Source organism: Chlorobium sp. N1, assembly GCF_004332115.1.
GTDB lineage: Bacteria > Bacteroidota > Chlorobiia > Chlorobiales > Chlorobiaceae > Chlorobium.
In genome coordinates this window covers 25,345-48,129 of record NZ_SJPA01000009.1, presented here as the reverse complement: position 1 = coordinate 48,129, position 22,785 = coordinate 25,345, and the positions used below count along the sequence as shown (strand labels likewise).

Here is a 22,785-nt window from a genome sequence, read left to right as displayed (position 1 = left end):
TCTCTTCCCTGCGTTTTTCCTTCTCTCGGGAGGAGCCGATCGTCTGCGGGAGCCGTGACTTCTTTTCCGATTTATGTTATATTCCCATTTCTGCGCGCGCCCGGCTTCGGAGCCGCTTTTCCCGTTCGAGGGCTGCCGCGCTTAAAGCTTTTTTAAATGATGTTTTATACTCATCACCAACTTTGATCTCGGAGCGCTTCCATGAAAATACCCCGCCACTTCACATCTCCCGGTGAAAACGTTTTCGACCGGTTCGAATACACCCTGAAGTCGTCGGTCCTGCGCAACACGGACGGCTCGAAGGTGTTCGAGATGAACGAGATCGAGGTGCCGAAGCACTGGTCGCAGATGGCCTCCGACATCCTGGCCCAGAAGTACTTCCGCAAGACCGGCGTTCCGCAGCTCGACGAGAAGGGCGAGCCGGTGCTCGACGAGAAGGGCCAGCCCGTCACCGGCAGCGAGCACTCCATCCGCCAGGTCGTCCACCGTCTTGCCGGCTGCTGGAAGGAGTGGGGCGAGAAGCACGGGTATTTCGACGCTCCCGAGGACGCCTCGGCCTTCTATGACGAGATCGCCTACATGCTGCTCTCGCAGCGCGGCGCGCCGAACTCCCCGCAGTGGTTCAACACCGGGCTCAACTTCGCCTACGGCATCACCGGCCCGGCGCAGGGCCACTACCACGTCGACCCCGCCACCAAGAAGGTGGTCGAGTCGCCCGACGCCTACACCCGCCCGCAGGCCCACGCCTGCTTCATCCAGTCGGTCCAGGACGACCTGGTCAACGAGGGCGGCATCTTCGACCTCGCCGTGCGCGAGGCCCGCGTCTTCAAGTTCGGCAGCGGATCGGGCACCAACTATTCCAACCTCCGCTCCTCGGGCGAGAAGCTCAGCGGCGGCGGCAGCTCCTCCGGCCTCATGAGCTTCCTGAAGATCTTCGACTCGGCTGCCGGGGCCATCAAGTCGGGCGGCACCACCCGCCGGGCGGCCAAGATGGTCATCATCGACATCGACCATCCCGACGTCGAGAAGTTCATCGAGTGGAAGGCCCGCGAGGAGGACAAGGTCGCCTCTCTGGTCGCCGGCTCCAGGATCTGCTCGCGCTTCCTCAAGGCCATCGTCGACGAGGCCGTGCAGAACGGCGCAGACCGCACGGAGAACCCGAAGCTGCAGCGCCTCATCGAGAACGCCCTGCACCGCGCCGTGCCGATGAGCTACATCATCAGGGTGCTGGCCCTCGTCGAGCAGGGCTACACCACGCTCGATTTCGAGGAGTACGACACCCACTACGAATCGGAGGCCTACCAGACGGTCGGCGGACAGAACTCCAACAACACGGTCAGGGTGACCAACGCCTTCATGAAGGCGGTCGAGAACAACGAGCTCTGGATGCTCAAGGAGCGCACCACCGGCAAGACCGCCCGTGCGGTCAACGCCCGCGACCTCTGGGAGAAGATCCTCATGAGCGCATGGCAGTGCGCCGACCCGGGCCTGCAGTTCGACACCACCATCAACGAGTGGCACACCTGCCCGGCGGCCGGAAGGATCAACGCCAGCAACCCGTGCGTGACCGCCGACACGCTGGTGGCGACCGACCGCGGCCTCGAGCGCATCGGAGGCCTCGTCGGCCAGTCGAGGGGCATCAAGAGCATCGACGGCGCTCTGCACTGGGTCGAGAAGATCTTTCCGACCGGGACCAAGCCGGTCTACGAGCTTCGCACGAAAAGCGGCTACCGCCTGAAGCTGACGGGCGACCACCCCGTCTTCACCGAAAACCGCGGCGACGTCATGGCCTCCGAGCTCACGAAGGACGATGTCGTGCGTCTCGTCGGCGCCGAGTTCGGCAAAGAGAGCACCGGCTCCGCCGACATCGCGCAGCTGATCGGCCTCCTCGTCGGGGACGGCTGCATCACCCCGACCGGCTCGACGACCGCTTCGGGAGAAGAGCGCCGAACGGCCTTCCTCACCATGGACAAGGCCGAGGAGGAGATCACCCTGTGGGCCAACGACCTTCTTAACGACATGCGTCCGGAGCTCGGTGAGCACAACAAGCGGGGCCCCGTCACACAGACCATGACCACCTCGCGCGCCGCCGTCGGCAGCCCCGGGATCCTCGAGCGGTTCGAGGCCTACGCGGTGCTTGACGAAGGCAGCCGGAACAAGGCCTTCACCGACGCGGTCTTCCGCCTCGGCGAGGCTGAGCAGGCGGCGATCCTCCGCGGACTTTTCACGGCAGACGGCACCGTGGCCGACTACGGGGAGAAGTCGCAGTACGTCGCGCTCGACTCCACCTCGCTCGAGCTGCTCCTGCAGGTGCAGCTGCTCCTCTTGAACTTCGGCATCAAGTCGAAGATCTACGAGGACCGCAGGGTCGGCGATCCCGTCGCCATGCTGCCGGACGGCAGGGGCGGCATGAAGGAGTATCCCGTCCGCCAGACGCACAGCCTCCGCATCAGCCGCAGCTCGAGGGTCCGCTTCGAGGAGAGGATCGGCTTCATGGCGGAGAGCCGGAAATCGGAAGCGCTCGCCAGCCTGAACCGGAACGTCGGCACCTACCGCGACCCGCTGCTCGACCCCGTCGATTCGCTCATCGCCCTCGGTGAGGAGCCGGTGTTCGACCTGACCGAGCCCGAGACCCACCACTTCGTCGCCAACGGCCTCGGCGTGCACAACTGCAGCGAGTATATGTTCCTCGACAACACCGCCTGCAACCTGGCAAGTCTCAACCTCATCCACTTCATCGACGAGGAGTCGGGCAGGGTCAAGGTCGACGAGCTCCGCCACGCCTCGGCCCTCTGGACCGTCGTGCTCGAGATCTCGGTCCTCATGGCCCACTTCCCCTCGCCTGAGATCGCCCGCCTCAGCTACGAGTACCGCACCCTCGGCCTCGGCTTCGCCAACCTCGGCACCGTGCTGATGGTGCTCGGCATCCCCTACGACTCGCCGAAGGCGCTGGCGCTTGCCGGAGCCATCTCGGCCATCATCACCGGCCAGGCCTACGTCACCTCGGCAGAGATCTCCCGCGACCTCGGACCGTTCGACGGCTACCAGAAGAACTCGAAGGACATGCTCCGCGTCATCCGCAACCATCGCAGGGCGGCGCGCAACGAAGCGGAGGAGGAGTACGAGGGTCTCTCGGTCAAGCCGCGCGGCATCGATTCCGAGTACTGCCCGAAGGAGCTCTTCGACGCCGCCGCGAAGGTCTGGGACGAGGCGCTGCAGAAGGGTAAGAAGCACGGGTTCCGCAATGCGCAGGTCAGCGTCATCGCCCCTACCGGCACGATCGGCCTCGTCATGGACTGCGACACCACCGGCATCGAGCCCGAGTTCGCCATCGTCAAGTTCAAGAAGCTGGCCGGTGGCGGTTACTTCAAGATCGTCAACCAGTCGGTCCACAAGGCCCTTGGCCGCCTCGGCTACAGCCCCCTTGAGATCGAGGATATCGAGAAGTACTGCAAGGGAAGCGGCTCGCTCGAGGGCTGCCCCTCCGTCAACCGCCAGTGGCTGCAGAAGCGCGGCTTCACCGACGAGAAGATCGCCCTGCTCGAGTCGAACCTCGCCACCGTCTTCGACGTCCGTTTCGCTTTCAACAAGTGGATTCTCGGCGAGGAGTTCTGCCTGTCGCTCGGCTTCACGGACGAACAGCTCAACGACCCCAACTTCGACATGCTCCTGGCGCTCGGCGCATCGGCCGAGGACGCCGAGGCGGCCAACGACTACATCTGCGGCACCATGACGATCGAGGGCGCCCCGCACCTGAAGCTCGAGCACCTGCCGGTCTTCGACTGCGCAAGCCGCTGCGGGCGCAAGGGGATGCGCTTCATCAACCACATGGCGCATGTGCGCATGATGTCGTCGGTGCAGCCCTTCATTTCCGGCGCCATCTCCAAGACGGTCAACATGCCGGCCACGGCGACGACTGCCGAGATCGGCGAGGTCTACCTTTCCGGCTGGCAGCACATGGTCAAGGCCATCACCGTCTACCGCGACGGCTCGAAGCTCTCCCAGCCGCTGAACATCTCCAGCTACCAGGACCTGGACGAGGTCATCATGCTCGGCAACGAGGAGGACGTCGACGAGACGAAGGGGCCGCGGGAGGTCCAGGAGCGGATCGTCGAGCGTGTCTACCACCGCTCGGAGCGCCGCACCCTGCCGAAGCGCCGCAAGGGCTTCATCCGCGAGGCCTATGTCGGCGGCCACAAGGTGTTCCTTCGTACCGGAGAGTACGAGGACGGTTCGCTCGGCGAGGTCTTCATCGACATGTACAAGGAAGGCGCATCCTTCAAGGGCCTGCTCAACTGCTTCGCCGTGCTTGCTTCGAAGGCGCTGCAGTACGGCATGCCGCTCGAGGAGCTGGTCGACAGCTTCACCTTCACCCGATTCGAGCCTGCCGGCGCCGTGCAGGGCCACAACGCCATCAAGAACTCGACCTCGATCCTCGACTACGTGTTCCGCTCGATCGGCTACGACTACCTCGGCCGCAAGGACTTCGTCCACGTCAAGGCGGTCGACGAGGTGCCGGAGCACGACACGAAGAAAGGCAACGGGAAGGCCCCCGCGGCACCTGCCGCATCGGTTCCGGAGCCCGAACCGGTCGCCGCGGCCCACCATGGCGAGTCCGAGTACACGAGCACCCTCAAGAGCCAGGTCGCCCAGGCCAAGGTGCAGGGCTACACCGGCGAGCAGTGCGAGAACTGCGGTTCGATGCGCGTCAAGCAGAACGGCACCTGCAAGGTGTGCGAAGACTGCGGGATGACGACCGGCTGCTCCTAGGCCCCGGCCGCCAGGGAAACGGACAAAAAAAAGAAGCCCCCATGTTCAGCGTGAACGTGGGGGCTTTTTTTGTTTCGGGGCTCAGGGTTTCAGACCGGCACGGGACGGTAGCCGGTTTCGGTCTCCCGCACGGCGGCTTCCGCCAGAGCGCCTTCGCGGATCAGGAAGGTTCTTGCGGGGGAGTGGCGGATGAGTTCGTAGTCGTGGGTGCCGATGACGACGATGATGCCTTTTGCGTTGATCTTCTTCAGGTATTCGAGGGTTTCGAGCGAGGTGTCGGGGTCGAGGTTGCCGGTGGGTTCGTCGGCCAGGATCACGAGGGGTTCGCGCACGAGCGCCCGGGCGATCGAAACGCGCTGCTGCTCACCGCCCGAGAGGCGGGAGGGCATCGCTTTGGCTGCGCTCTCGAGGCCTACGCTCCCGAGCGCCTGCATGACCTTTTCGGGGATCTGTTTCTCTTTCGTTCCGGTCACCTTCAAAACGAAGGCGAGGTTGTCGTAGACGCTCCGGTCCTCGAGGAGCCGGAAGTCCTGGAAGACGATGCCGAGCTTGCGCCGGAGGAGCGGGATTTCGCGCTTCCTGATGGTGCGTGAGTTGTAGCCTGCGATTTGGATCTCGCCCTTTTTCGGCCTGACGTCCATGTACATCGACTTCAGGAGGGTGGACTTGCCGCTGCCGCTCCTCCCGGCCACATAGACCAGTTCTCCGGGCTGGATGGTGAGGTTGAGGTTGCTGAACACCGGTTTGCGGTTCAGCTCGATATCGACGTTGATGAATGAGATCATGGAGAGGGTTGGGTTTTCCTGTTTCTGTTTTCGGCGATCCGGGCGGCAAGCAGCGCGGCCTCGTGCAGGCTTTCGGCCGAAGCCGAGCCTTTCCCCGCGATGTCGAACCCCGTGCCGTGGTCCGGCGAGGTGCGTACGATCGGCAGGCCGAGCGTGACGTTCACCCCGCTGTGGAAGGCGAGTACCTTGAAGGGGAGCAGCCCCTGGTCGTGGTACATGGCCACGACGCAGTCGAAGCGGCCCTGCATGCGTGCTCCGAAAAAGCCGTCGGCGGGGAAGGGGCCCTCGATGTGCATCCGTTCCCGGAGCCGGGCGATGGCCGGCGAAATGAACTCCTTCTCCTCCCGGCCCATCACCCCTCCGTCGGAGGCGTGCGGGTTGAGCCCGAGTACGGCAATGGAGGGACGCTCCATCCCGAAGTCGGTTTCGATGTTGTGGGCGAGGCGTGCAAGAAAGGCTTCGATGTCGGTCTGGCGCACGAGCTCCGGGACCCGTTCGAGCGGTTCGTGGATGGTCAGGAGCGCGACCTTGAGGCCGCTGGCACGGTCGGCGAAGAGCATGGTGGGGGATGCGACGCCGAACATCCTGGCGAGCATGCCGGTATGGCCGGAATCGGGCGAGCCGGCCAGTGCGAGCGACTCCTTGTGGATGGGGGCGGTGACGAGGGCGTCGAACGCTCCGCTCCGGCAGAGCTCCGCGCCCGCCATGATGCTGCTTTTGGCAAGGGCTCCCGCCCCCGCGGTTACGGTGCCGGGTTCGATCGAGTCGGGCTCGCCGACGCTGAAGACGGGCAGGACCCCGCAGCTGCAGGCCGGGAGGCTCTGGAGCGAGCGGGCATCTTCGACGCGTTCGAGCTCCACCGGCAGGTCGAGGCGGCGGCGGTAGTACTCGAGGACGTTGTAGGATCCGGCCACGGCGAAGCAATGCCCGCTCTTCCGGAGTTCGAGGAACCCCTTGAGGATGATTTCCGGGCCGATGCCGTGGGGGTCTCCAAGCGAAAAGACGATGCGCATTTCTTTTTCAGAGCCTCTTGTACGCGTTGGCGATGCGGTTGTCCTTCTCGACCCCCTTCATGGCGAGCCAGAAGAGCACCGGCTCCGGCAGGATCATGAAGAACCCGTTTTCCGGACGGTGGGAGAACGGCTCCCCCAGAGCGACGAAGTGCTGGTTCATGAAGTGGGCGGCCGTAAGGGCCGAGAGCAGGTCGAGCGCGAAGAAGAGAACGGCGAGGGCGATGACCTTCTGCTGGAGTCCGCGGTTCCTGAAAAGAAAGATCGCCGCAACAGACGCCATTGCGGTGAGCGGCGAGAAGATTCCGGAGGCGAAGCTTCCGGCGGTGAAGAAGATGCCGGCATCCGCCGATGCGCTGAAGTCTCTGAGCATGAGGAGCCCGGCGGAGCTGAAGCTCCAGAACGGGAAGAACGTGCTTGCTGCGGCAAGGAGCGCGGCAAGAATGAGGTAGAGTGACTGGATTCTTGCGATCATGGCCATGACGTTTGCATGATTGTGACAGGGAACGGGTGCAATATACACATAACATCATGCTCTCGGAAAGAGGGGTTGGGGTATGCGGAAACGGGCGGGAATGATTTTTATAAAAAATAATCATTCCTATTTAGTATTTGCTCTTGAAAATTATCCGAAGAGTGGTATATTGGTATCAGACGTTCGATTCAGCTTCTTTTTTGCAGTACCATCCATCAAAACAAAACCAACAGGGAGAAAACACCATGACACACCAGGAAGAACTGTACTACGACATCTCCATGCCGCTGCTCGGCGACGATTTCCCGGAGCTCGACGTACAGACCACCCACGGACCCATGAACATCCCCGGCGACCTGAAAGGCAGCTGGTTTGTGCTTTTCAGCCATCCGGCAGACTACACCCCGGTTTGCACGACCGAGTTCGTGGCCTTCCAGCAGCGCGTGGAGGAGTTCGACAAGATCGGCTGCAAGCTGATCGGCATGAGCGTCGACCAGGTCTTCTCACACATCAAGTGGGTAGAGTGGATCGAGGAGAAGCTCAACGTCGAAATCACCTTCCCGATCGTTGCGGCCAACGACCGGATCGCCAACCAGCTCGGAATGCTGCATCCCGGCAAGGGTTCGAACACCGTGCGCGCCGTCTTCGTCGGCGACCCGCAGGGCAAGGTGCGCCTCGTGCTCTACTACCCGCAGGAGATCGGCCGCAACATGGATGAGATCCTCCGCGCTGTGAAGGCCCTGCAGATCTCCGACAAGAACAAGGTCGCCATGCCTGCGGACTGGCCGAACAATGCGATGCTCGGGGATCGGGTCATCATTCCTCCGGCCAACAACGTCGCCGACGCCAAGAAGCGTCCGGGCCAGTACGAGTGCTACGACTGGTGGTTCTGCCACAAGGCGCTCGACAAGTAAGCCTCTTTCTTCGACCACTATCCTCAGGCCCGCGGTTTCGGCGGGCCTGGTGGATTTTTTTGTGGAATACAGGACTTTTTTCTGTAGAATTGTTTCTACGTTGAGAATCTGTCATCATAACCCCCCCAACAAGGAGGAGTCACTATGGGAACGAAAGGACGTGAAATCGTAGGCGAGAACATCGAGCGCGTGCTCGAGCTGCTCAACAAAGCCTTTGCCGACGAATGGCTTGCCTACTACCAGTACTGGATCGGATCGAAGATCGTCGAAGGACCGATGAAGGACGCAGTCATGGCGGAGCTCCTGCAGCACGCCGCCGACGAGCTGCGACACGCCGACATGGTTGCCGGGCGCATCATCCAGCTCGGCGGAAAGCCGCTTGCGAATCCGAAGCTCTGGTTCGAGTGGACCAACTGCGGCTACGACGCCCCGGACGATCCGTTCGTGCGCAACGTCCTCGAGCAGAACATCTCGGGAGAGCAGTGCGCCATCACGACCTACAACAGCATCATCGAGGAGATCGGCATGAAAGATCCGATCACTTTCAATCTCGCCGTGCAGATCATGCAGGACGAGGTCGAGCACGAGGAGGATCTCCAGTCGCTGCTCGAGGACCTGGGGCTTTTCCTCAGGAAATGATGTTGTCTATCACCAAGCCAAAACACGTAACAAAGGAGGACCATCCATATGCCATCGACCCACGAAAACCTCAAGAACGCCTTTGCCGGCGAGAGCCAGGCTTTCATGAAATACGTGACCTTCGCCAAGAAGGCTGAGAAGGAAGGGTTCAAGAACATCGCCAAGCTGTTCCGAACCACAGCCGAAGCCGAGAGGATCCATGCCGAAGGCCATCTCATGGCTGACGACGCGGTCGGTTCGACCGTCGAGAACCTCGAAACGGCCATCGGCGGCGAGACCTACGAGCACAACGAGATGTACCCTCCCATGTACGAACAGGCCGTGGCCGAAGGACACAGGGCAAAGCGCATGTTCGGGTTCGCCGTCGAGGCCGAAAAGGTGCACGCTGCGCTCTACCGTCATGCGCTCGAGGCCGTGAAGAACGGGACGGATATCGTCGAGACCGCCGTCTGGCTCTGCCCCGTGTGCGGCCACATCGAGCTCGGCACCCCTCCCGAGAAATGCCCGATCTGCGGCGTGAAGGCCGAGGTCTACGTGCAGGTCGGCTGAGCCGGTCTCTTGCGGCATCCATAATGAGAAAAGCCTCCGGATTTCCGGGGGCTTCTTTCGTTTGGTGCGGATGAGGGCGGGTTTCTTCCTGTGGCCGAAAAGCGATCTTCAGCTCTTCTTTTTCCTGCACTCCTCGCAGATGCCGCTGAAGACGACGCGCTTTCCGAGGATGGTGAAGCTGCCGGGCGCATTGCTCGGGACGGGGATGTCGTCAAGGCTGCTGTCGGTGAAGTCGATGATCCTGCCGCACTTCACACAGTGGAGGTGGTGGTGGCTCATGAGGTCGGTTTCGTAGCGGCGTACGCCGGAGTGCGATTCGACCGTTTCGATGACGCCGATCTCTGCAAATGTCAGGAGCGTGCGGTTGACGGTGTCGAAAGAGATCGTCGGGTGCTCCCGTACGAGCCTGCGGTACACGGCGTCGGCCGAAGGATGTTCCTTCGATCCGGCAAGCGCCCTGAATATGGCAAGCCGCTGCGGGGTCACCTTCAGGCCGTGTGAGCGGCACCGTGAGATGAACTCTTCGGTCATTTTTCCTTCCCGTGCCTCGTTCATCGCATTCTTCCCCCTTCCGTTAAATCGGATTAATTCTATCTTGAAATAAGATAGTCAAATTTCATATATGGAGCAATTCTTATTTAATAGCGGCAACGTGACTTTTTCGCTCTTTTTTTGTTCTCCGCCGGAGAATGGCTACTTTTACTGTACTAACATTATTCCTCTCCCTTTATGTCGATGAAACGGTGTCCCGTCACAGATCTGCCCGTCAGGGAGAACCCCGCGTGGCAGGTCGAGCATCCCGGGCCCGGATACCGGGTCATTTTCGATGTCATCGGCACCGACATCATCCATGGCCGTGTGATCGCCGAAGAGCCCACCTATCTCGACTACATCGACGCCGAGCTCTTCCAGTCCATCTGCGAGGAGATGCAGCTCAACGGCCGCAAGCTCTTCGTCGTGATCGACTATGCTCCCATCAACGAGGTCCGTCTGAGCTACAAGCAGGACTACGGGAATCTCTTCTACAACTGGGGGCCCTGGATCGCCGTGCTGGTGGTCTACAACGTCCGTCCCGAAATCACGGCCCACATGCTCGGCCTCGGCTCGCTCTGTCCGGACCGCTCCCAGGCGCTGATCGTCGGCAGTTACCGTGAGGCGATGGAGTACATCGCCGACTACAAGGTCCGGTATGCCCCTTCCGAAGTTCCCGAATCGCCGGTGGCAGATTCGCTGGAGGAGGCTGTCGGCCGGTTCTTCGCCGCTTCGGCGCGCCTTACGTGGCTCGACATGCTCGATCAGCCGATTGCAGCCCCGCAGGAGCAGAACGAATACCGGTTTTTCTTTACCTCGCTCGAAGAGATGCGCCGCGATCTGCAGGGGCGCGAAACGCTGCATCAGGAGCGGATCCGGCGCCTGAAGGCGGAGTATGGGAAGCGGGAGGCGGAGTGCAGGGTCCAGATGAAGCTCCTGCTGGACGAGAACGGCAGGGGGGCGCAGCAGTATGAGGCGGAGCTGACGAGGCTTCGCGCGATACTCTCGGAAAAGGATGCGGAGCTCTCGCGTGTCGCACGGCTGTTCGACGACAAGATCTCCATGCTCTCGAAGCTCTGTACGGAGGTTGACCGCGTCGAGACCGGTCCCGAGCTGCGTGAGGCCATGCGCGGGCTTTGCAGGAAAATGGAGTTCCGCCGGTCGGCCGAGGTGGAGCTGAGCACGGAGCTGACTGATTCCGACATCTGTTTCCTGGGCGTGCTGCAGGAACGCCACCCTGATTTGAGCGAGCGTGAGCGCCGGCTCAGCCTGTTCATCAAGCTGAACTACGCAACGCGGGAGATCGCCCGTTCAGCCGGAGTGTCGCTGCGCGGGATGGAGAACATCCGCTATCGGCTGCACAAGAAGCTCGGACTCGAGAAGCACCAGTCGCTGAAGAACTACTTTACCGCGCTTGCCTCCCAGACATGCCAGGACTGAGTGCCTGGCGGGCCGCATCCGCGATCGTTTCCGTCGCACCCGCCTGGTCGTGGATGAACCGGTAGCTCGCCCTTCCCGCTTCAGCCGATGCGAAAGATCCTTTCCGGAGCCTTTCGAGGGCGGCTTTCATCTCCGCAATGTTTCCGACCACGCAAGCCCCTCCCGCTTCGAGCAGCCCTTCGGCTTCCGGGGAGTTGTGGTGGCGCGGCCCGAACATCACCGGGATGCCGTAGACGGCGGGTTCGAGCGTGTTGTGCACGTTGACGCCGAACCCTCCGCCGACATAGGCCAGGGTGGCGATGCTGTAGAGTTCCACCAGATAGCCGGTTTCGTCGACGAGGAGCACCTCCCTCGAGGGGTCGAGCCGGACGTCCGGTTCCGACACCTTCCTGAAAGGAACGGCCATTGCCTCAAGCTCCCGTTCGATGCGAAGGATGTTTTCGCGGCCGACCTTGTGGGGGACGAGCACGAGCGAAGGCCGATCCACGGTCTGCAGCCAGGCTCCGAGCACCACCTCCTCGTCCTTTTCCCAGACGCTTCCGGCCACGAGCACGCTGCGGTCGCTGAAAACATGCCGCAGGCCTGCGGTTTTTCCGGCGCTGTTTGTGCTGCGCCGGATGACCTGGTCGATGCGCGGTTCTCCGGCCCGTTCGGCCGTCGTGCATCCGAAGACCTCCCTGAAGGCCCGCTCGTCCTTTCCGCCGACGGTGAAAATCCGGTCGAAAAGGCCGAAGAGTTCGCGGTAGAACCCTTTCAGGAGCGGGTTGAAGTAGCCGGATCCCTCCTGCAGCACCGCTGCGGCAAGGATCATCCTTGCTCCGTGCCGCTTGAGGGCAAGCAGGTGGCTCGGCCAGAAGTCGTAGCGCATGAGCATGAAAAGGTCCGGCCTGACGAGTTCGACGGTCCTTTTCGCATTGGCAGGGGTATCCGCCGGGAGGTAGAAGACCGCTTCGGCGTCGGGGTAGTCCCGGCGGGCGCTGTAGCCGGACTCGGAGAGGAAGGAGACGAAGACGGCAAGGCCGGGGACGCTTCGCTTGAGTTCCGTGATGATGGGACGGGCCTGCTCGAACTCGCCGACCGATGCGGCATGGACCCAGAGGCGGGGCCGGCCGGCCTCCACGGCAGCGCATTTCGTCGCGAGCGCTGCATGCACTCCGCGCCGCACGGCGAAGAATTCTCCGAGCGGAGGGCTGAGCCGCCCGGCGGCCCGGGCGAGTGCGGCAACGGCCGGGATGAGTGCGGAATAGATGGCGAGGAGCGGCTGGCTCATGGGGCGGACGAAGGGTTTTTCGGGGCGTCGGCAGGGCGGCGTCCTGTTTTCCAAACTTAAGAAAAAAGTCGGTAGGGCAGAGGGATGAAATATCTATTCGGTAATGGCAGAATTAATTTGTAGTATGGCTTCGCATTGACTGCGTGGTTGATATGCCGAGAAAGAGCAGGTATCGTGTGTTACGGCCGTTACGGCGATTGTGGCCCCCGGCTGCAGGGGGCGGGAACATCTTCCCCTATTGCGTTGCTTTCCTGTGCATTGTTGCCACACCTCAATGGAGAAGAAGAGAGGCATTGACAACACCATAGCACCAAGGATACCAGAGCATGAGCCAGGAAACCACCGAACAGATCACCAGTTTTACCGACCTCGCCCTCGGCGAGCCCATTATGCGCGCGCTCGCGGACGTCGGCTACGAAACCCCGAGCCCGATACAGGCCCGTACCATTCCGCTCCTGCTCGAGGGGCGCGATGTCCTCGGCCAGGCGCAGACCGGAACCGGCAAGACCGCGGCCTTCGCCCTTCCCGCGCTTTCGCGCATCGACCTTTCCCTCACCGAACCCCAGGTCCTCGTGCTGGCCCCGACCCGCGAGCTGGCCATCCAGGTGGCCGAAGCCTTCCACAAGTACGCCGAATACCTCAAGGGGTTCCATGTGCTGCCGATCTACGGCGGCCAGGACTACGGCGGACAGCTCCGCATGCTCAAGCGCGGGGTGCATGTCGTCGTCGGTACCCCCGGACGCGTCATGGACCACATGCGCCGCGGTTCGCTCAATCTCGATTCACTCAAGTACCTGGTGCTCGACGAGGCTGACGAGATGCTTCGCATGGGCTTCATCGACGACGTGGAGTGGATCCTCGGCGAGACTCCCGCAGGCCGCCAGGTCGCCCTTTTCTCGGCGACCATGCCGGCTCCGATCCGCCGCATCGCCCAGAAATACCTCAATACCCCCGCCGAGGTGACCATCCAGGGGAAGGCGCAGACGGTCGAAACCATCCGCCAGCGCTACTGGATCGTCGGCGGCAGCCACAAGCTCGACATCCTCACCCGCATCCTCGAGGTGGAGCCGTTCGAAGGCATGATCATTTTCGTCCGCACGAAGACGATGACGCTCGAGCTTGCCGAAAAGCTCCAGGCACGCGGCTACGCCGCCGCAGCACTCAACGGTGACATGGTGCAGCAGCAGCGCGAACGCGCCGTCGACCAGCTCAAGGACGGGACGCTGAACATCGTCATCGCCACCGACGTGGCCGCGCGCGGCCTCGACGTCGAGCGTATCAGCCACGTCATCAACTACGATGTTCCCTACGACACGGAGTCCTACGTGCACCGCATCGGCCGTACCGGCCGGGCCGGACGCAGCGGCGAGGCCATCCTCTTCGTCTCGCCGAGGGAGAAGAACATGCTCTACGCCATCGAGAAGGCGACCCGCAAACGGATCGAGCTGATGGAGCTTCCCTCGACCGAGATCATCAACGACAAGCGCATCGAGAAGTTCAAGCAGCGCATCAGCGATACCATCGCGGCCGAGGATCTGGCCTTCTTCACCGGGCTTATCGAGCAGTACTGCCGCGAGCACGACGTCCCGGAGCTCGAGGCCGCCGCAGCCCTGGCCTCCATGGTGCAGGGGGATACTCCGTTGCTGTTCTCGGCCAAGCCGGAACGGCAGGCCCGCCGCCCGGAGCGGGAGCGATCGTTCGATGAGGCTCCGCCCCGCCGCAAAGCCCGCCAGAACGACCTGTACGGCGACGAACCGCGCGAACTCTACCGGATCGAGGTAGGCGGTGCCGACGGCGTCCAGCCGGGCAACATCCTCGGTGCAATCATCAACGAGATCGGCCTCGATCCGGAAGCGATCGGGCGCATCTCCATTTCCGACACATTCTCGACAGTAGAGCTGCCGGCCGGGATGCCCAACGATGTCTACCAGGAGCTGCGCAAGGTCAGGGTGTGCGGCAAGCAGCTGAGGGTTTCGAAGATGGACGGCGGCCAGGGCGGCCGTTCCCAGTACGGCGGCAAGCCGGCAAAGCGCGGACCCAAGCCCTCGGGACGGGACGGCGGGTTCTTCACCGGTCCGAAAAAGAAACGGAAGGGCTGAGCGTTTCCTGTCAGGGCCGCCGGCATGGCGGCGAAACGGTTGAATCAGAGGGAGGAAGCACCATGGAAATCGAATTCTACGGAGCGACCGAGCGGGTCACCGGTTCATGCCATATCCTGAGGGTCGGGGGGCGCACCGTCCTGCTCGACTGCGGGCTCGTCCAGGGTTCGCACGACGAGGAGGCCCTGAATCGGGAGCCGTTCGCTTTCGATGCCCGCGAGCTTGACGCCGTGTTGCTCAGCCATGGCCACATCGACCACTCGGGGCGCATCCCCCTGCTCGTCAGCCGGGGGTTTTCAGGGCCCGTCTTCACCCAGGAGGCGACGGCGGATCTCGCTCGGGTCCTCCTGCTCGATTCGGCATCCCTTGCCGAGCGCGACGCCCTTTACCACAGAAAACATCCCCGAATCGCCGCCGACCGCCGGGCCGAACCGCTCTACACCCGTGAGGCTGCGCTGCGCGCGCTCGAGCGTTTCAGGGGAGTCCCATACGCAGAGCGCTTCACGGTCGTACCCGGACTCGAAGCCTGTTTCCGCGACGCGGGCCATATCCTCGGTTCGGCAGTACTGGAGCTCTGGCTCAGCGAAGGCGACAGCAGGAGAAAGCTGGTGTTCAGCGGGGATCTCGGCCAGTACGGCCACCCCATCCTCAATGATCCCGAAACGGTCCGTGATGCCGATGCCGTCATCATCGAGAGTACCTACGGCGACCGGCTCCACCGCGAATTCAGCTCAACGCTCGACGAGCTCGGCGATATTTTCAGAAGTGCTTGCCGGAGCTGCGGCAACATCCTCATTCCCGCGTTTTCGATCGGGCGCAGCCAGGAGCTGCTCTACCTCATGGCGACGCATTTCGAGGAGTGGGGGATGCAGGAGTGGCAGGTCTACCTCGATAGCCCGATGGCCATCGAGGCGAGCCTCATCTACTGGGGCCACCCCGAACTGTTCGATCGCGAAGCGGCGGCCGCAAAGGGGGACAGCAGTCTGCTTCCGACCCTCCGCAACCTTCATTTCACCCCGAAGGTCGAGCAGTCGCAGGAGCTGAACGCGCGCCGGAGCGGCGCCGTCATCATTGCCGGCAGCGGCATGTGCAACGGCGGCCGCATACTGCACCATCTGAAGCACAACATCCCGCGTCCCGAATGCCACCTGCTGATCACCGGCTACCAGGCCGAGGGTACGCTCGGACGGCGGCTCGTCGAGGGCGCCGGGGAGGTGGAGATCCACGGCAGGAGCTATCCGGTCCGTGCAGCGCTCCATACCGTCGGGGGGCTTTCGGCCCACGGCGACCGCGACGACATGCTTCGCTGGGCTTCGGGGTTCGAAAACTCTCCCCGTTTCTTCGTAGTCCACGGCGATCCTTCGGCCAAGGAGTCATTCCGCACGGCGATCGAGCAACGCCTGGGGTGCCGTGCCGGGATTCCGGAACCGGGGGACCGCTACGATTTCAGTTCATGAGCGAACTCAACATTAACCCTTATTGAATTTATGCCCGCTTCAGCCATCATGGAGTTCGTCCCGACCCTTCAGACCGCGATCGGTCCGGTCATCCTCATCTCCGGCATCGGCCTGCTCCTGCTTACCATGACCAACCGGCTCGGACGCATCATCGACCGCTCCAGGGTTCTGCTCGCCGGGCTCGACGCCTCGGCCGAGGGCAACGCCGGCGTGCTCAACCGCGAGCTCGACATCCTCTGGCAGCGCGCCCGCTACATCCGCATGGCGATCCTCCTTGCCACCCTCACCTGCCTCGGGGCGTCGGTGATGATCATGCTGCTCTTCTATTCGGTGCTCGCCGACATCGATGCGAGCATCCTCATCGCCGTGCTTTTCTTTGCCTGCATGGCTTCGCTTTCTGCCTCGCTGGTCTTCTTCCTCTTCGACATCAACCTCACGCTGATGGCGCTGAAGATCGAGCAGGAGATCCATCCCAAGGCCTGCTAGCGCCTGTTGGTGAATGCGGCAGGGCTCGAACCTGCGACCCTCTGCTTAAAAGGCAGATGCTCTACCCGCTGAGCTACGCATTCAAGAGAACGCAGGGACGTCCTTTTTCCAGCTCAACCCGCCCCCTTCCGTAATGGTTCCCGGGCTTCCGGCCTATCCCCTCGGGTGGCAGGTGCGGTGGACTTCCCGCACGAAGGTGCGGTCGATGTGGGTGTAGATCTGGGTTGCCGTGATCGAGCTGTGCCCGAGCATCTCCTGCACGGCGCGCAGGTCCGCCCCTCCCTCGAGCAGGTGGGTCGCGAAGGTATGGCGGAAGGTGTGGGGGCTGATCTGTTTGGCGATGCCTGCCAGCACGGCGTATTGCCTGACCATCGAGTAGACAGCCATGCGGGTGAGCTTCCCTCCCCGTGCGTTGAGGAAGAGGTGGTCGAGGGAGTTTCGGTTGGCGAGCCGGAGCCGCAGTTCTTCGCGGTAGCGGCCGATCCACTGCGCCGCTTCGTCCCCGATCGGTACGAGCCGCTCCTTGGAGCCCTTGCCGAAGACCCTGATGAAGCGTTCGTCGAGGTAGAGGTTCTGCTGCCGCATCTCGACGAGTTCGCTGACGCGGATGCCGGAGGCGTAGAGCAGCTCGAGGATCGCACGGTCGCGCAGCCGGAAGCGTCCCGGAGGTTCCTTCAGCATCGGGGCTTCGAGCACCCGCCGCGTCTCATCGATGGTGAGGACGGAAGGGAGGTGGCGGTTCTTTTTCGGCTGGTGGAGTGTTTCGGCGGGGTTCGTCGGGAGCAGGCGTTCCTGGAAGAGGAAGCGGTGCAGCGAACGGATGGCCGAGACGTTCCGGGCGACGGAGCTTGGCTCGAGCCCCGCCAGGTGGAGGCTGTCGACGAAACGCCCTATGTTCTCCGTCGTCAGGGTTTCGAGGGCGACCCCCTCTTCCTGCAGCCAGAGCATGTAGCGCCGGAGGTCGTTGCGGTAGGACTCTCTGGTGTTGCCGGCGAAGTTCCTCTCGATGAAGAGGTAGTCGAGGAAGCCCTCGAGCATCCGTGCGTATTCGGCATGCAGCCCCTCCACCGCTTTACTCCTCCCGCCTGAGCATCCGGACGCAGTATCCGCCGTCGAATCCCGGTCGCGATCCCTGGAGTGTAGCGATGCCTCCTTCCTGTGAGCGGTCACTGCGGAATGTTTCGGGTACCTTTCCCATGGAGGGGTCGATGCAATATTCCGGGTGGCGGCTGAGGAATGCCTCCACCTGCAGGCGGTTCTCCTCTTCTTCGACCGAGCAGGTCGAGTAGAGCAGTACGCCGCCCGGGCGGGGAAGGGTTGCGGCATGTTCCAGGATCTCCTCCTGGAGCCGTACCAGTTCGGCGAGCCGGTCCGGCCCGCTCTTCCAGCGCAGCTCCGCGCGGCGGCCGAGTACGCCGGTGCCGGTGCAGGGTGCGTCGACGAGTACCGCGTCGGGGCGGAAGGTCGGGGTGAACTCCCGGGCGTCCCCGGTACGGGCTTCGATGATGGAGAGCTCCAGCCGCCGGCTGAGGGCAGCGATGCGCTCCGTCTTCTGTTCGTAACGGTCGAGTGCGATGAGCTGGCCGCGGTTCTCCATCAGTTCTGCCAGATGTGCGGCTTTGCCTCCGGGCGCGGCGCAGAGGTCGAGTACCTTCCAGCCGGGCCGGGGGTCGAGCAACAGGCCCGCAAGCGCCTGGGTCGGGTTCTGCACGCAGACGAGGCCTTCGCGGACGGCCGCTTCGATCAGGGCGAAGTCCCCGACGATGCCGACTCCCGGAATGCCGCTTTCCCGCCACGCGTTCTCCGGTATCGCAGAGCTCTCTGCAGGGGCTTTCTTCAGGGGGTTCCGGCGGATGCCGAAGAGCGGCGGCTCGTTGTCGTAACGGAGCATCGATTCCGCCCGCTCCGCTCCGAAGCGCCCGATCCAGCGCCGCACGAGCGGCTCGGGATGGGAGTGGAGCACCGAGAGGCGCCGGGAGGGGGTGCTTCCCGCCAGCCACTCTTCGAGGTGGACCGTTTCTGGCGATATCTTCCTCAGGACGGCGTTGACGAGCTTCGACATCCGCTCCCCTTTGTAGCGGCGGGCGAGCCTGACGCACTCGTTGACGGCGGCCCAGCGGGGCACCCGGTCGAGAAAAAGCAGCTGGAGGACACCGAGCCGGAGGATGTTGCGTACGGCGGGGGAGGCTTTTTCGAGGTCGTGGCTGTAGAACTTCGAGATGATGAAATCGAGCTGAAGGCGGCGGCGCAGCACGCCGCCGGTGAGCGCGGTCGCGAGCGCGCGGTCGGGGCCTTTCAGGGACGAGGCCTCCAGAAGTTCATGGAGCAGCGAGTCGGAGTGGCGCGAGCCGCTCTCGAGCTGCTGGAGGACGTTGAAGGCGAGTTCCCGTGATGAAGTCATAACTGCTGGTCGGTGTTGAGGGGGGCTGTCTCTCTTGGCTGCGGCTTGTAAAATACTCTTTGCTGTTGTAGATTCATTGAATTAATGTTCTTTTCAAGTTTTACGCTATCATCGAGAAAGGTGGAGGGACTGGCCCTGAGAAGCCTTGGCAACCGTCACTGCCATAGTGAGCGGTGCCAATTCCATCCCGGAGAAACGGCCGGGAAAGATGAAGAGATACGATACCCCGCTTCAGACGCATTCCGTATTTTTTCCTTCCCCCCAGGAGATGGTGGCGCCACCGGTGAACCAACTGCCGCCATGAACGAAAAGAAGACCCCGACATACCGTTTTGAGACCCTCCAGGTCCATGCCGGCCAGGAGCCCGACCCGGTTACGCACTCACGCGCCGTTCCGATCCACCAGACGACAGCCTATACCTTCGAGAGCGCCCGGCACGGGGCCGACCTGTTCGCCCTGAAAGAGCCCGGCAACATCTATACCCGCCTCATGAATCCGACCAACGACGTCTTCGAACGCCGTATGGCCGCGCTCGAGGGCGGCAAGGCGGCGCTGGCGGTGTCGAGCGGCCATTCGGCGCAGTTCCTCACCATCACGAGCCTCTGCCGGACGGGCGACAACATCGTTTCTTCCAGTTACCTCTACGGCGGTACCTATAACCAGTTCAAGGTCTCCTTCGCCCGTCTCGGCATCGGGGTGCATTTCACCGCAGGGCTCCGGCCGGAGGACTTCCGGCGCTGCATCGACGAGAACACCAAGGCGCTCTATGTCGAGTCGATCGGAAACCCCGCCTTCCATGTGCCGGATTTCGAGGCGCTCGCCGCCCTCGGCCGCGAGTACGGCATCCCGCTCATCGTCGACAACACCTTCGGCTGCGGCGGCTTCCTCTGCCGTCCGCTCGAGCACGGCGCCTCGATCGTCACGGAGTCGTCCACCAAGTGGATCGGCGGACACGGCACCTCGATGGGAGGGGTTATCGTCGACGGCGGCACGTTCGACTGGGGCAGCGGAAAGTTCCCGATGCTCAGCGAGCCTTCCGAAGGCTATCACGGGCTGCGGTTCCACGAGACCTTCGGTGAACTGGCCTTCATCGTCAAGGCCCGCGTCGAGGGGCTGCGCGACTTCGGCCCTGTCCAGAGCCCGTTCAATTCGTTTCTCATGCTGCAGGGCCTCGAAACCCTCTCGCTCAGGGTGGAGCGCCACCTCTCCAACACCATGGCCCTCGCCCGCTGGCTCGAAGGGCGGCCGGAGGTCGCATGGGTCAACTATCCCGGCCTCGAAGGCCACCCGACGCACGATATGGCGGCCCGATACCTGCGAGGCGGATTCGGCTGCGTGCTCACCTTCGGCCTCAGGGGCGGCTACGAAAAAGCGGTCACCTTCATCGATTCGGTGCGCCTGGCTAGCCATGTGGCCAACGTGGGCGATGCCAAGACGCTCGTCATCCACCCCGCTTCGACCACGCACCAGCAGCTGACGGCCGAAGAGCAGGTTTCGGCCGGCGTAACTCCCGACATGGTCCGCGTGTCGGTCGGCATCGAGCATATCGACGACATCCTGGAGGACTTCCAGCAGGCATTCAGAACACAGCCATGAACCAAGGCATGAACCAAGGCATGAAACCCATAAACGAACTTGTCTCCGCCGAAACGAAACGTTTTTCATCCACTGAACCCTTCCGGACCGAGCTCGGCGCCGTTCTTCCGGTGGTGGAGGTCGCCTACCGGACATGGGGGCGGCTCAACGAAGAGAGGGACAACGCCATCCTGGTCTGCCACGCCCTGACGGGCTCTGCCGACGCCGACGAGTGGTGGGGCGGGCTGTTCGGCCCCGGCCGCGCGTTCGATCCCGACCGGGACTTCATCATCTGCAGCAACGTGCTCGGCAGCTGCTACGGCACGACCGGGCCGCTTTCGCCCAATCCCGAAACCGGCCGCCGTTACGGACCGGACTTTCCCCCGATCACCATCCGCGACATGGTCCACCTCCAGCACCGGCTGCTCGGCCACCTCGGCATCGGGAGGCTGAAGCTCGTCGTCGGCGCCTCGCTCGGGGGCATGCAGGTTCTCGAGTGGGGGGCGCTCTATCCGGACGTGGCCCGGGCGCTCATGCCGATGGGGATCTCGGGGCGCCACTCCGCCTGGTGCATCGCGCAGAGCGAGGCCCAGCGGCAGGCCATTTCGGCCGATGCGGCGTGGAAGGACGGGTGGTACGAGCCGGACGCGCCTCCTGCCGCAGGGCTCGCGGCAGCGCGCATGATGGCCATGTGCAGCTACCGAAGCTTCCGCAACTTCGAGGAGAAGTTCGGCCGCAGCCGGCAGCCGGACGGCACCTTCCAGGCCGTGAGCTACATGCGCCATCAGGGAGAGAAACTGGTCGGGCGGTTCGACGCCAACACCTACATGACCCTCACCCGGGCCATGGACATGCACGACCTCGGACGGGGCAGGGGAGGCTATGAGGAGGCGGTGTGTTCGATCACGCTTCCGACGGAGATCCTCTCCATCGATTCCGACGTGCTCTATCCGAAGGAGGAGCAGGAGGAGCTGGCCCGGATGCTTCCGAACTCGAAGATCGTCTATCTCCAGGAGCCTTTCGGCCACGACGCCTTCCTGATCGACGTCGATCAGGTCAGCCGGATGGTCTGCGACTTCCTCGCAGCCCTCATGCTGAAGGCGTGATCTCGCGGAATCCCGTATAGGGTACGAGCACCTCAGGCACCCTGATGCCCCCTTCGGGGGTCTGGTAGTGCTCGAGGATGGAGACCATGAGGCGCGTGGTGGCAAGGCCCGATCCGTTGAGGGTATGCACGAAGGCGGGCTTGCCCTTGGCCTCCGGCCTGAACCGGATACTGGCGCGACGGGCCTGGTAGTCCTCGAAGTTCGAGCAGCTCGAGGCCTCGAGGTACTTCTGCTCCGCCGGAGACCACACTTCGATGTCATAGCACTTCGCCGCATTGGCGCTGATGTCCCCGCTGCAGAGCAGGAGCACCCGGTAGGGTATTTCCAGGGCGCAGAGGATCGCCTCGGCGTGGCTGCGGATCGCCTCGAGCGTGCGGTAGGAGTCCTCCGGCCTGGTGAACTGCACCATCTCCACCTTGTTGAACTGGTGCACCCTGAGGAACCCTCTCGTGTCCTTGCCGTAGCTGCCGGCTTCGCGGCGGAAGCAGGCCGAATAGGCGGCATAGGCGATGGGAAGGGATTCTGCCGGAAGCAGTTCGTCGCGGTGCATGTTCGTCACCGGCACTTCGGCCGTGGGGATGGCATAGAGCTCGTCCTCCTCCATGTGGTAGACCTGGTCGGCGAACTTCGGCCACTGGCCCGTTCCCCTCAGCGAGTCGCGGTTTACCATGAAGGGCGGGAAGATCTCCCGGTAGCCGTGCTCTTCGGTATGCCGGTCGAGCATGAAGTTCAGCAGTGCCCGCTCAAGCCGGGCTCCCTTTCCGACGTAGACCGGGAAGCCGGCTCCCGTGATCTTGGCTCCGCGTTCGAAATCGAGTATGCCGAGCGAGCGGCCGAGCTCCAGGTGGTCCTTGACGTCGAACTCCAGCGGGTGGCTGAAATGCACCGGCTCGCCGAAGACCACGTTGTCTTCGGCCGTGCGGCCGACGGGAACGGAGGGGTCGAGCCGGTTCGGGAGTGCGAGCAGGATCTCCTCCATCTCCAGGTTCAGCCCGGAGAGCTTCCGGTCGAGTTCGGAGATCTCCTCTCCGACCGACTGCATCCTGGCGATCAGCTCTTCGGCCGCTTCGCCGCTCTTCTTCCGCCGGCCGACCTCCCTGGAGGTTTCGTTGCGCTCGGCTTTCAGCTCGTCGCTCTTCTGCACCAGCTCCCGGCGAAGCGTGTCTGCCTCAAGCAGCCGCCGAAGCTTCGGCTCCTCGCCGGACAGCTGGCGGGCCTGGAGCATGGCTGCGACCTCTTCGGGGTTCTGGCGTATGTAGTTGATGTCGAGCATGGTTC

General features: G+C 63.1%; 18 protein-coding genes, 1 tRNA gene and 1 riboswitch. Of the genes, 10 read left to right on the top strand and 9 right to left on the bottom strand.

All coding sequences use genetic code 11. The features are described from left to right. The first annotated feature begins 201 nt into the window (after nucleotides 1–201). A complete protein-coding gene (locus E0L29_RS09995) occupies nucleotides 202–4,770 on the top strand; it encodes an LAGLIDADG family homing endonuclease (protein WP_131358459.1) in 4,569 nt (1,522 codons plus the stop codon). Nucleotides 4,771–4,859: 89 nt separating this feature from the next. Here the strand turns inward: E0L29_RS09995 and E0L29_RS09990 are convergent, their stop codons facing one another. Genes E0L29_RS09990 through E0L29_RS09980 form a run of 3 tightly spaced genes read right to left on the bottom strand, consistent with a single transcriptional unit; the run spans nucleotide 4,860 to nucleotide 7,040 of the window. Beyond that, entirely contained in the window at nucleotides 4,860–5,555 is a 696-nt protein-coding gene (locus E0L29_RS09990; protein ID WP_131358456.1) for an ATP-binding cassette domain-containing protein, read from the bottom strand. After that, nucleotides 5,552–6,568: a 4-hydroxythreonine-4-phosphate dehydrogenase PdxA gene (gene pdxA / locus E0L29_RS09985; protein ID WP_131358453.1), complete on the bottom strand. Its 1,017-nt coding sequence runs from the start codon at nucleotides 6,566–6,568 to the stop codon at nucleotides 5,552–5,554. The genes E0L29_RS09990 and pdxA overlap by 4 nt, the downstream gene beginning before the upstream one ends. A gap of 7 nt (nucleotides 6,569–6,575) precedes the next feature. After that, complete coding sequence (locus tag E0L29_RS09980) at nucleotides 6,576–7,040, bottom strand: DUF4293 domain-containing protein (protein ID WP_131358450.1); 465 nt, start codon at nucleotides 7,038–7,040, stop codon at nucleotides 6,576–6,578. A 245-nt stretch (nucleotides 7,041–7,285) separates the two neighbouring features. Here E0L29_RS09980 and E0L29_RS09975 point away from each other — a divergent pair, with 245 nt between their 5' ends. The 3 genes from E0L29_RS09975 (at nucleotide 7,286) to E0L29_RS09965 (ending at nucleotide 9,142) form a co-directional block, all read left to right on the top strand. Then, a complete protein-coding gene (locus E0L29_RS09975; RefSeq protein WP_131358447.1) occupies nucleotides 7,286–7,954 on the top strand; it encodes a peroxiredoxin in 669 nt (222 codons plus the stop codon). A 144-nt stretch (nucleotides 7,955–8,098) separates the two neighbouring features. Next, nucleotides 8,099–8,593, top strand: a complete 495-nt coding sequence (locus E0L29_RS09970) for a ferritin-like domain-containing protein (RefSeq protein WP_131358444.1) — start codon at nucleotides 8,099–8,101, stop codon at nucleotides 8,591–8,593. 48 nt (nucleotides 8,594–8,641) lie between these two features. Then, a complete protein-coding gene (locus E0L29_RS09965) occupies nucleotides 8,642–9,142 on the top strand; it encodes a rubrerythrin family protein (RefSeq protein ID WP_131358441.1) in 501 nt (166 codons plus the stop codon). Between the two features lie 108 nt (nucleotides 9,143–9,250). On the opposite strand, the gene E0L29_RS09960 is transcribed toward E0L29_RS09965, so the two are convergent. Further along, nucleotides 9,251–9,697, bottom strand: a complete 447-nt coding sequence (locus E0L29_RS09960; protein WP_131358437.1) for a Fur family transcriptional regulator — start codon at nucleotides 9,695–9,697, stop codon at nucleotides 9,251–9,253. Between the two features lie 174 nt (nucleotides 9,698–9,871). On the opposite strand from E0L29_RS09960, the gene E0L29_RS09955 reads away from it, so the two are divergent. Continuing rightward, complete coding sequence (locus E0L29_RS09955) at nucleotides 9,872–11,113, top strand: LuxR family transcriptional regulator (protein ID WP_131358434.1); 1,242 nt, start codon at nucleotides 9,872–9,874, stop codon at nucleotides 11,111–11,113. On the opposite strand, the gene E0L29_RS09950 is transcribed toward E0L29_RS09955, so the two are convergent. Further along, nucleotides 11,079–12,383 carry a glycosyltransferase N-terminal domain-containing protein gene (locus E0L29_RS09950; protein ID WP_131358431.1) on the bottom strand — a complete coding sequence of 435 codons (1,305 nt, stop codon included), beginning with the start codon at nucleotides 12,381–12,383 and terminating at the stop codon, nucleotides 11,079–11,081. The two genes, E0L29_RS09955 and E0L29_RS09950, sit on opposite strands and share 35 nt — an antisense overlap. 326 nt (nucleotides 12,384–12,709) lie before the next feature. Between E0L29_RS09950 and E0L29_RS09945 the strand changes: the two genes are divergently transcribed. The 3 genes from E0L29_RS09945 to E0L29_RS09935 all read left to right on the top strand — a co-directional run bounded on the left by E0L29_RS09945 (nucleotide 12,710) and on the right by E0L29_RS09935 (nucleotide 16,425). Beyond that, nucleotides 12,710–14,482 (top strand): DEAD/DEAH box helicase, encoded by a 1,773-nt coding sequence (locus E0L29_RS09945; RefSeq protein WP_131358428.1) that lies wholly within the window; start codon nucleotides 12,710–12,712, stop codon nucleotides 14,480–14,482. Between the two features lie 62 nt (nucleotides 14,483–14,544). Continuing rightward, the gene (locus tag E0L29_RS09940; protein ID WP_131358425.1) at nucleotides 14,545–15,939 is read left to right on the top strand and encodes an MBL fold metallo-hydrolase; all 1,395 of its coding nucleotides are present in this window, start codon (nucleotides 14,545–14,547) and stop codon (nucleotides 15,937–15,939) included. A gap of 30 nt (nucleotides 15,940–15,969) precedes the next feature. Next, the gene (locus tag E0L29_RS09935; RefSeq protein ID WP_131358422.1) at nucleotides 15,970–16,425 is read left to right on the top strand and encodes a DUF2721 domain-containing protein; all 456 of its coding nucleotides are present in this window, start codon (nucleotides 15,970–15,972) and stop codon (nucleotides 16,423–16,425) included. 7 nt (nucleotides 16,426–16,432) lie between these two features. On the opposite strand, the gene E0L29_RS09930 is transcribed toward E0L29_RS09935, so the two are convergent. The 3 genes from E0L29_RS09930 to rsmB all read right to left on the bottom strand — a co-directional run bounded on the left by E0L29_RS09930 (nucleotide 16,433) and on the right by rsmB (nucleotide 18,826). Further along, nucleotides 16,433–16,508, bottom strand: a tRNA-Lys gene (locus E0L29_RS09930). 70 nt (nucleotides 16,509–16,578) lie between these two features. Then, the gene (gene xerD / locus E0L29_RS09925; RefSeq protein ID WP_131358534.1) at nucleotides 16,579–17,463 is read right to left on the bottom strand and encodes a site-specific tyrosine recombinase XerD; all 885 of its coding nucleotides are present in this window, start codon (nucleotides 17,461–17,463) and stop codon (nucleotides 16,579–16,581) included. A gap of 34 nt (nucleotides 17,464–17,497) precedes the next feature. After that, the gene (gene rsmB, locus E0L29_RS09920) at nucleotides 17,498–18,826 is read right to left on the bottom strand and encodes a 16S rRNA (cytosine(967)-C(5))-methyltransferase RsmB (RefSeq protein WP_131358419.1); all 1,329 of its coding nucleotides are present in this window, start codon (nucleotides 18,824–18,826) and stop codon (nucleotides 17,498–17,500) included. A gap of 105 nt (nucleotides 18,827–18,931) precedes the next feature. Further along, nucleotides 18,932–19,041: riboswitch (SAM riboswitch) on the top strand. 85 nt (nucleotides 19,042–19,126) lie between these two features. Between rsmB and E0L29_RS09915 the strand changes: the two genes are divergently transcribed. Further along, nucleotides 19,127–20,422, top strand: coding sequence for an O-acetylhomoserine aminocarboxypropyltransferase/cysteine synthase (locus tag E0L29_RS09915; RefSeq protein WP_131358416.1), 1,296 nt, complete (start codon nucleotides 19,127–19,129; stop codon nucleotides 20,420–20,422). 20 nt (nucleotides 20,423–20,442) lie between these two features. Further along, the gene (gene metX, locus E0L29_RS09910; RefSeq protein WP_165498883.1) at nucleotides 20,443–21,507 is read left to right on the top strand and encodes a homoserine O-acetyltransferase; all 1,065 of its coding nucleotides are present in this window, start codon (nucleotides 20,443–20,445) and stop codon (nucleotides 21,505–21,507) included. Here metX and serS read toward each other — a convergent pair. After that, complete coding sequence (gene serS, locus E0L29_RS09905; protein ID WP_131358410.1) at nucleotides 21,491–22,780, bottom strand: serine--tRNA ligase; 1,290 nt, start codon at nucleotides 22,778–22,780, stop codon at nucleotides 21,491–21,493. The two genes, metX and serS, sit on opposite strands and share 17 nt — an antisense overlap. Nucleotides 22,781–22,785 lie beyond the last annotated feature (5 nt).

What these genes read in the sequence shown, in the direction of transcription:
- E0L29_RS09995 (WP_131358459.1), top strand. Translation starts at nt 202, where the DNA reads ATGAAAATACCCCGCCACTTCACATCTCCCGGTGAAAACGTTTTCGAC.
- E0L29_RS09990 (WP_131358456.1), bottom strand. Translation starts at nt 5,555, where the DNA reads ATGATCTCATTCATCAACGTCGATATCGAGCTGAACCGCAAACCGGTG.
- pdxA (WP_131358453.1), bottom strand. Translation starts at nt 6,568, where the DNA reads ATGCGCATCGTCTTTTCGCTTGGAGACCCCCACGGCATCGGCCCGGAA.
- E0L29_RS09980 (WP_131358450.1), bottom strand. Translation starts at nt 7,040, where the DNA reads ATGATCGCAAGAATCCAGTCACTCTACCTCATTCTTGCCGCGCTCCTT.
- E0L29_RS09975 (WP_131358447.1), top strand. Translation starts at nt 7,286, where the DNA reads ATGACACACCAGGAAGAACTGTACTACGACATCTCCATGCCGCTGCTC.
- E0L29_RS09970 (WP_131358444.1), top strand. Translation starts at nt 8,099, where the DNA reads ATGGGAACGAAAGGACGTGAAATCGTAGGCGAGAACATCGAGCGCGTG.
- E0L29_RS09965 (WP_131358441.1), top strand. Translation starts at nt 8,642, where the DNA reads ATGCCATCGACCCACGAAAACCTCAAGAACGCCTTTGCCGGCGAGAGC.
- E0L29_RS09960 (WP_131358437.1), bottom strand. Translation starts at nt 9,697, where the DNA reads ATGAACGAGGCACGGGAAGGAAAAATGACCGAAGAGTTCATCTCACGG.
- E0L29_RS09955 (WP_131358434.1), top strand. Translation starts at nt 9,872, where the DNA reads ATGTCGATGAAACGGTGTCCCGTCACAGATCTGCCCGTCAGGGAGAAC.
- E0L29_RS09950 (WP_131358431.1), bottom strand. Translation starts at nt 12,383, where the DNA reads ATGAGCCAGCCGCTCCTCGCCATCTATTCCGCACTCATCCCGGCCGTT.
- E0L29_RS09945 (WP_131358428.1), top strand. Translation starts at nt 12,710, where the DNA reads ATGAGCCAGGAAACCACCGAACAGATCACCAGTTTTACCGACCTCGCC.
- E0L29_RS09940 (WP_131358425.1), top strand. Translation starts at nt 14,545, where the DNA reads ATGGAAATCGAATTCTACGGAGCGACCGAGCGGGTCACCGGTTCATGC.
- E0L29_RS09935 (WP_131358422.1), top strand. Translation starts at nt 15,970, where the DNA reads ATGCCCGCTTCAGCCATCATGGAGTTCGTCCCGACCCTTCAGACCGCG.
- xerD (WP_131358534.1), bottom strand. Translation starts at nt 17,463, where the DNA reads ATGCTCGAGGGCTTCCTCGACTACCTCTTCATCGAGAGGAACTTCGCC.
- rsmB (WP_131358419.1), bottom strand. Translation starts at nt 18,826, where the DNA reads ATGACTTCATCACGGGAACTCGCCTTCAACGTCCTCCAGCAGCTCGAG.
- E0L29_RS09915 (WP_131358416.1), top strand. Translation starts at nt 19,127, where the DNA reads ATGAACGAAAAGAAGACCCCGACATACCGTTTTGAGACCCTCCAGGTC.
- metX (WP_165498883.1), top strand. Translation starts at nt 20,443, where the DNA reads ATGAAACCCATAAACGAACTTGTCTCCGCCGAAACGAAACGTTTTTCA.
- serS (WP_131358410.1), bottom strand. Translation starts at nt 22,780, where the DNA reads ATGCTCGACATCAACTACATACGCCAGAACCCCGAAGAGGTCGCAGCC.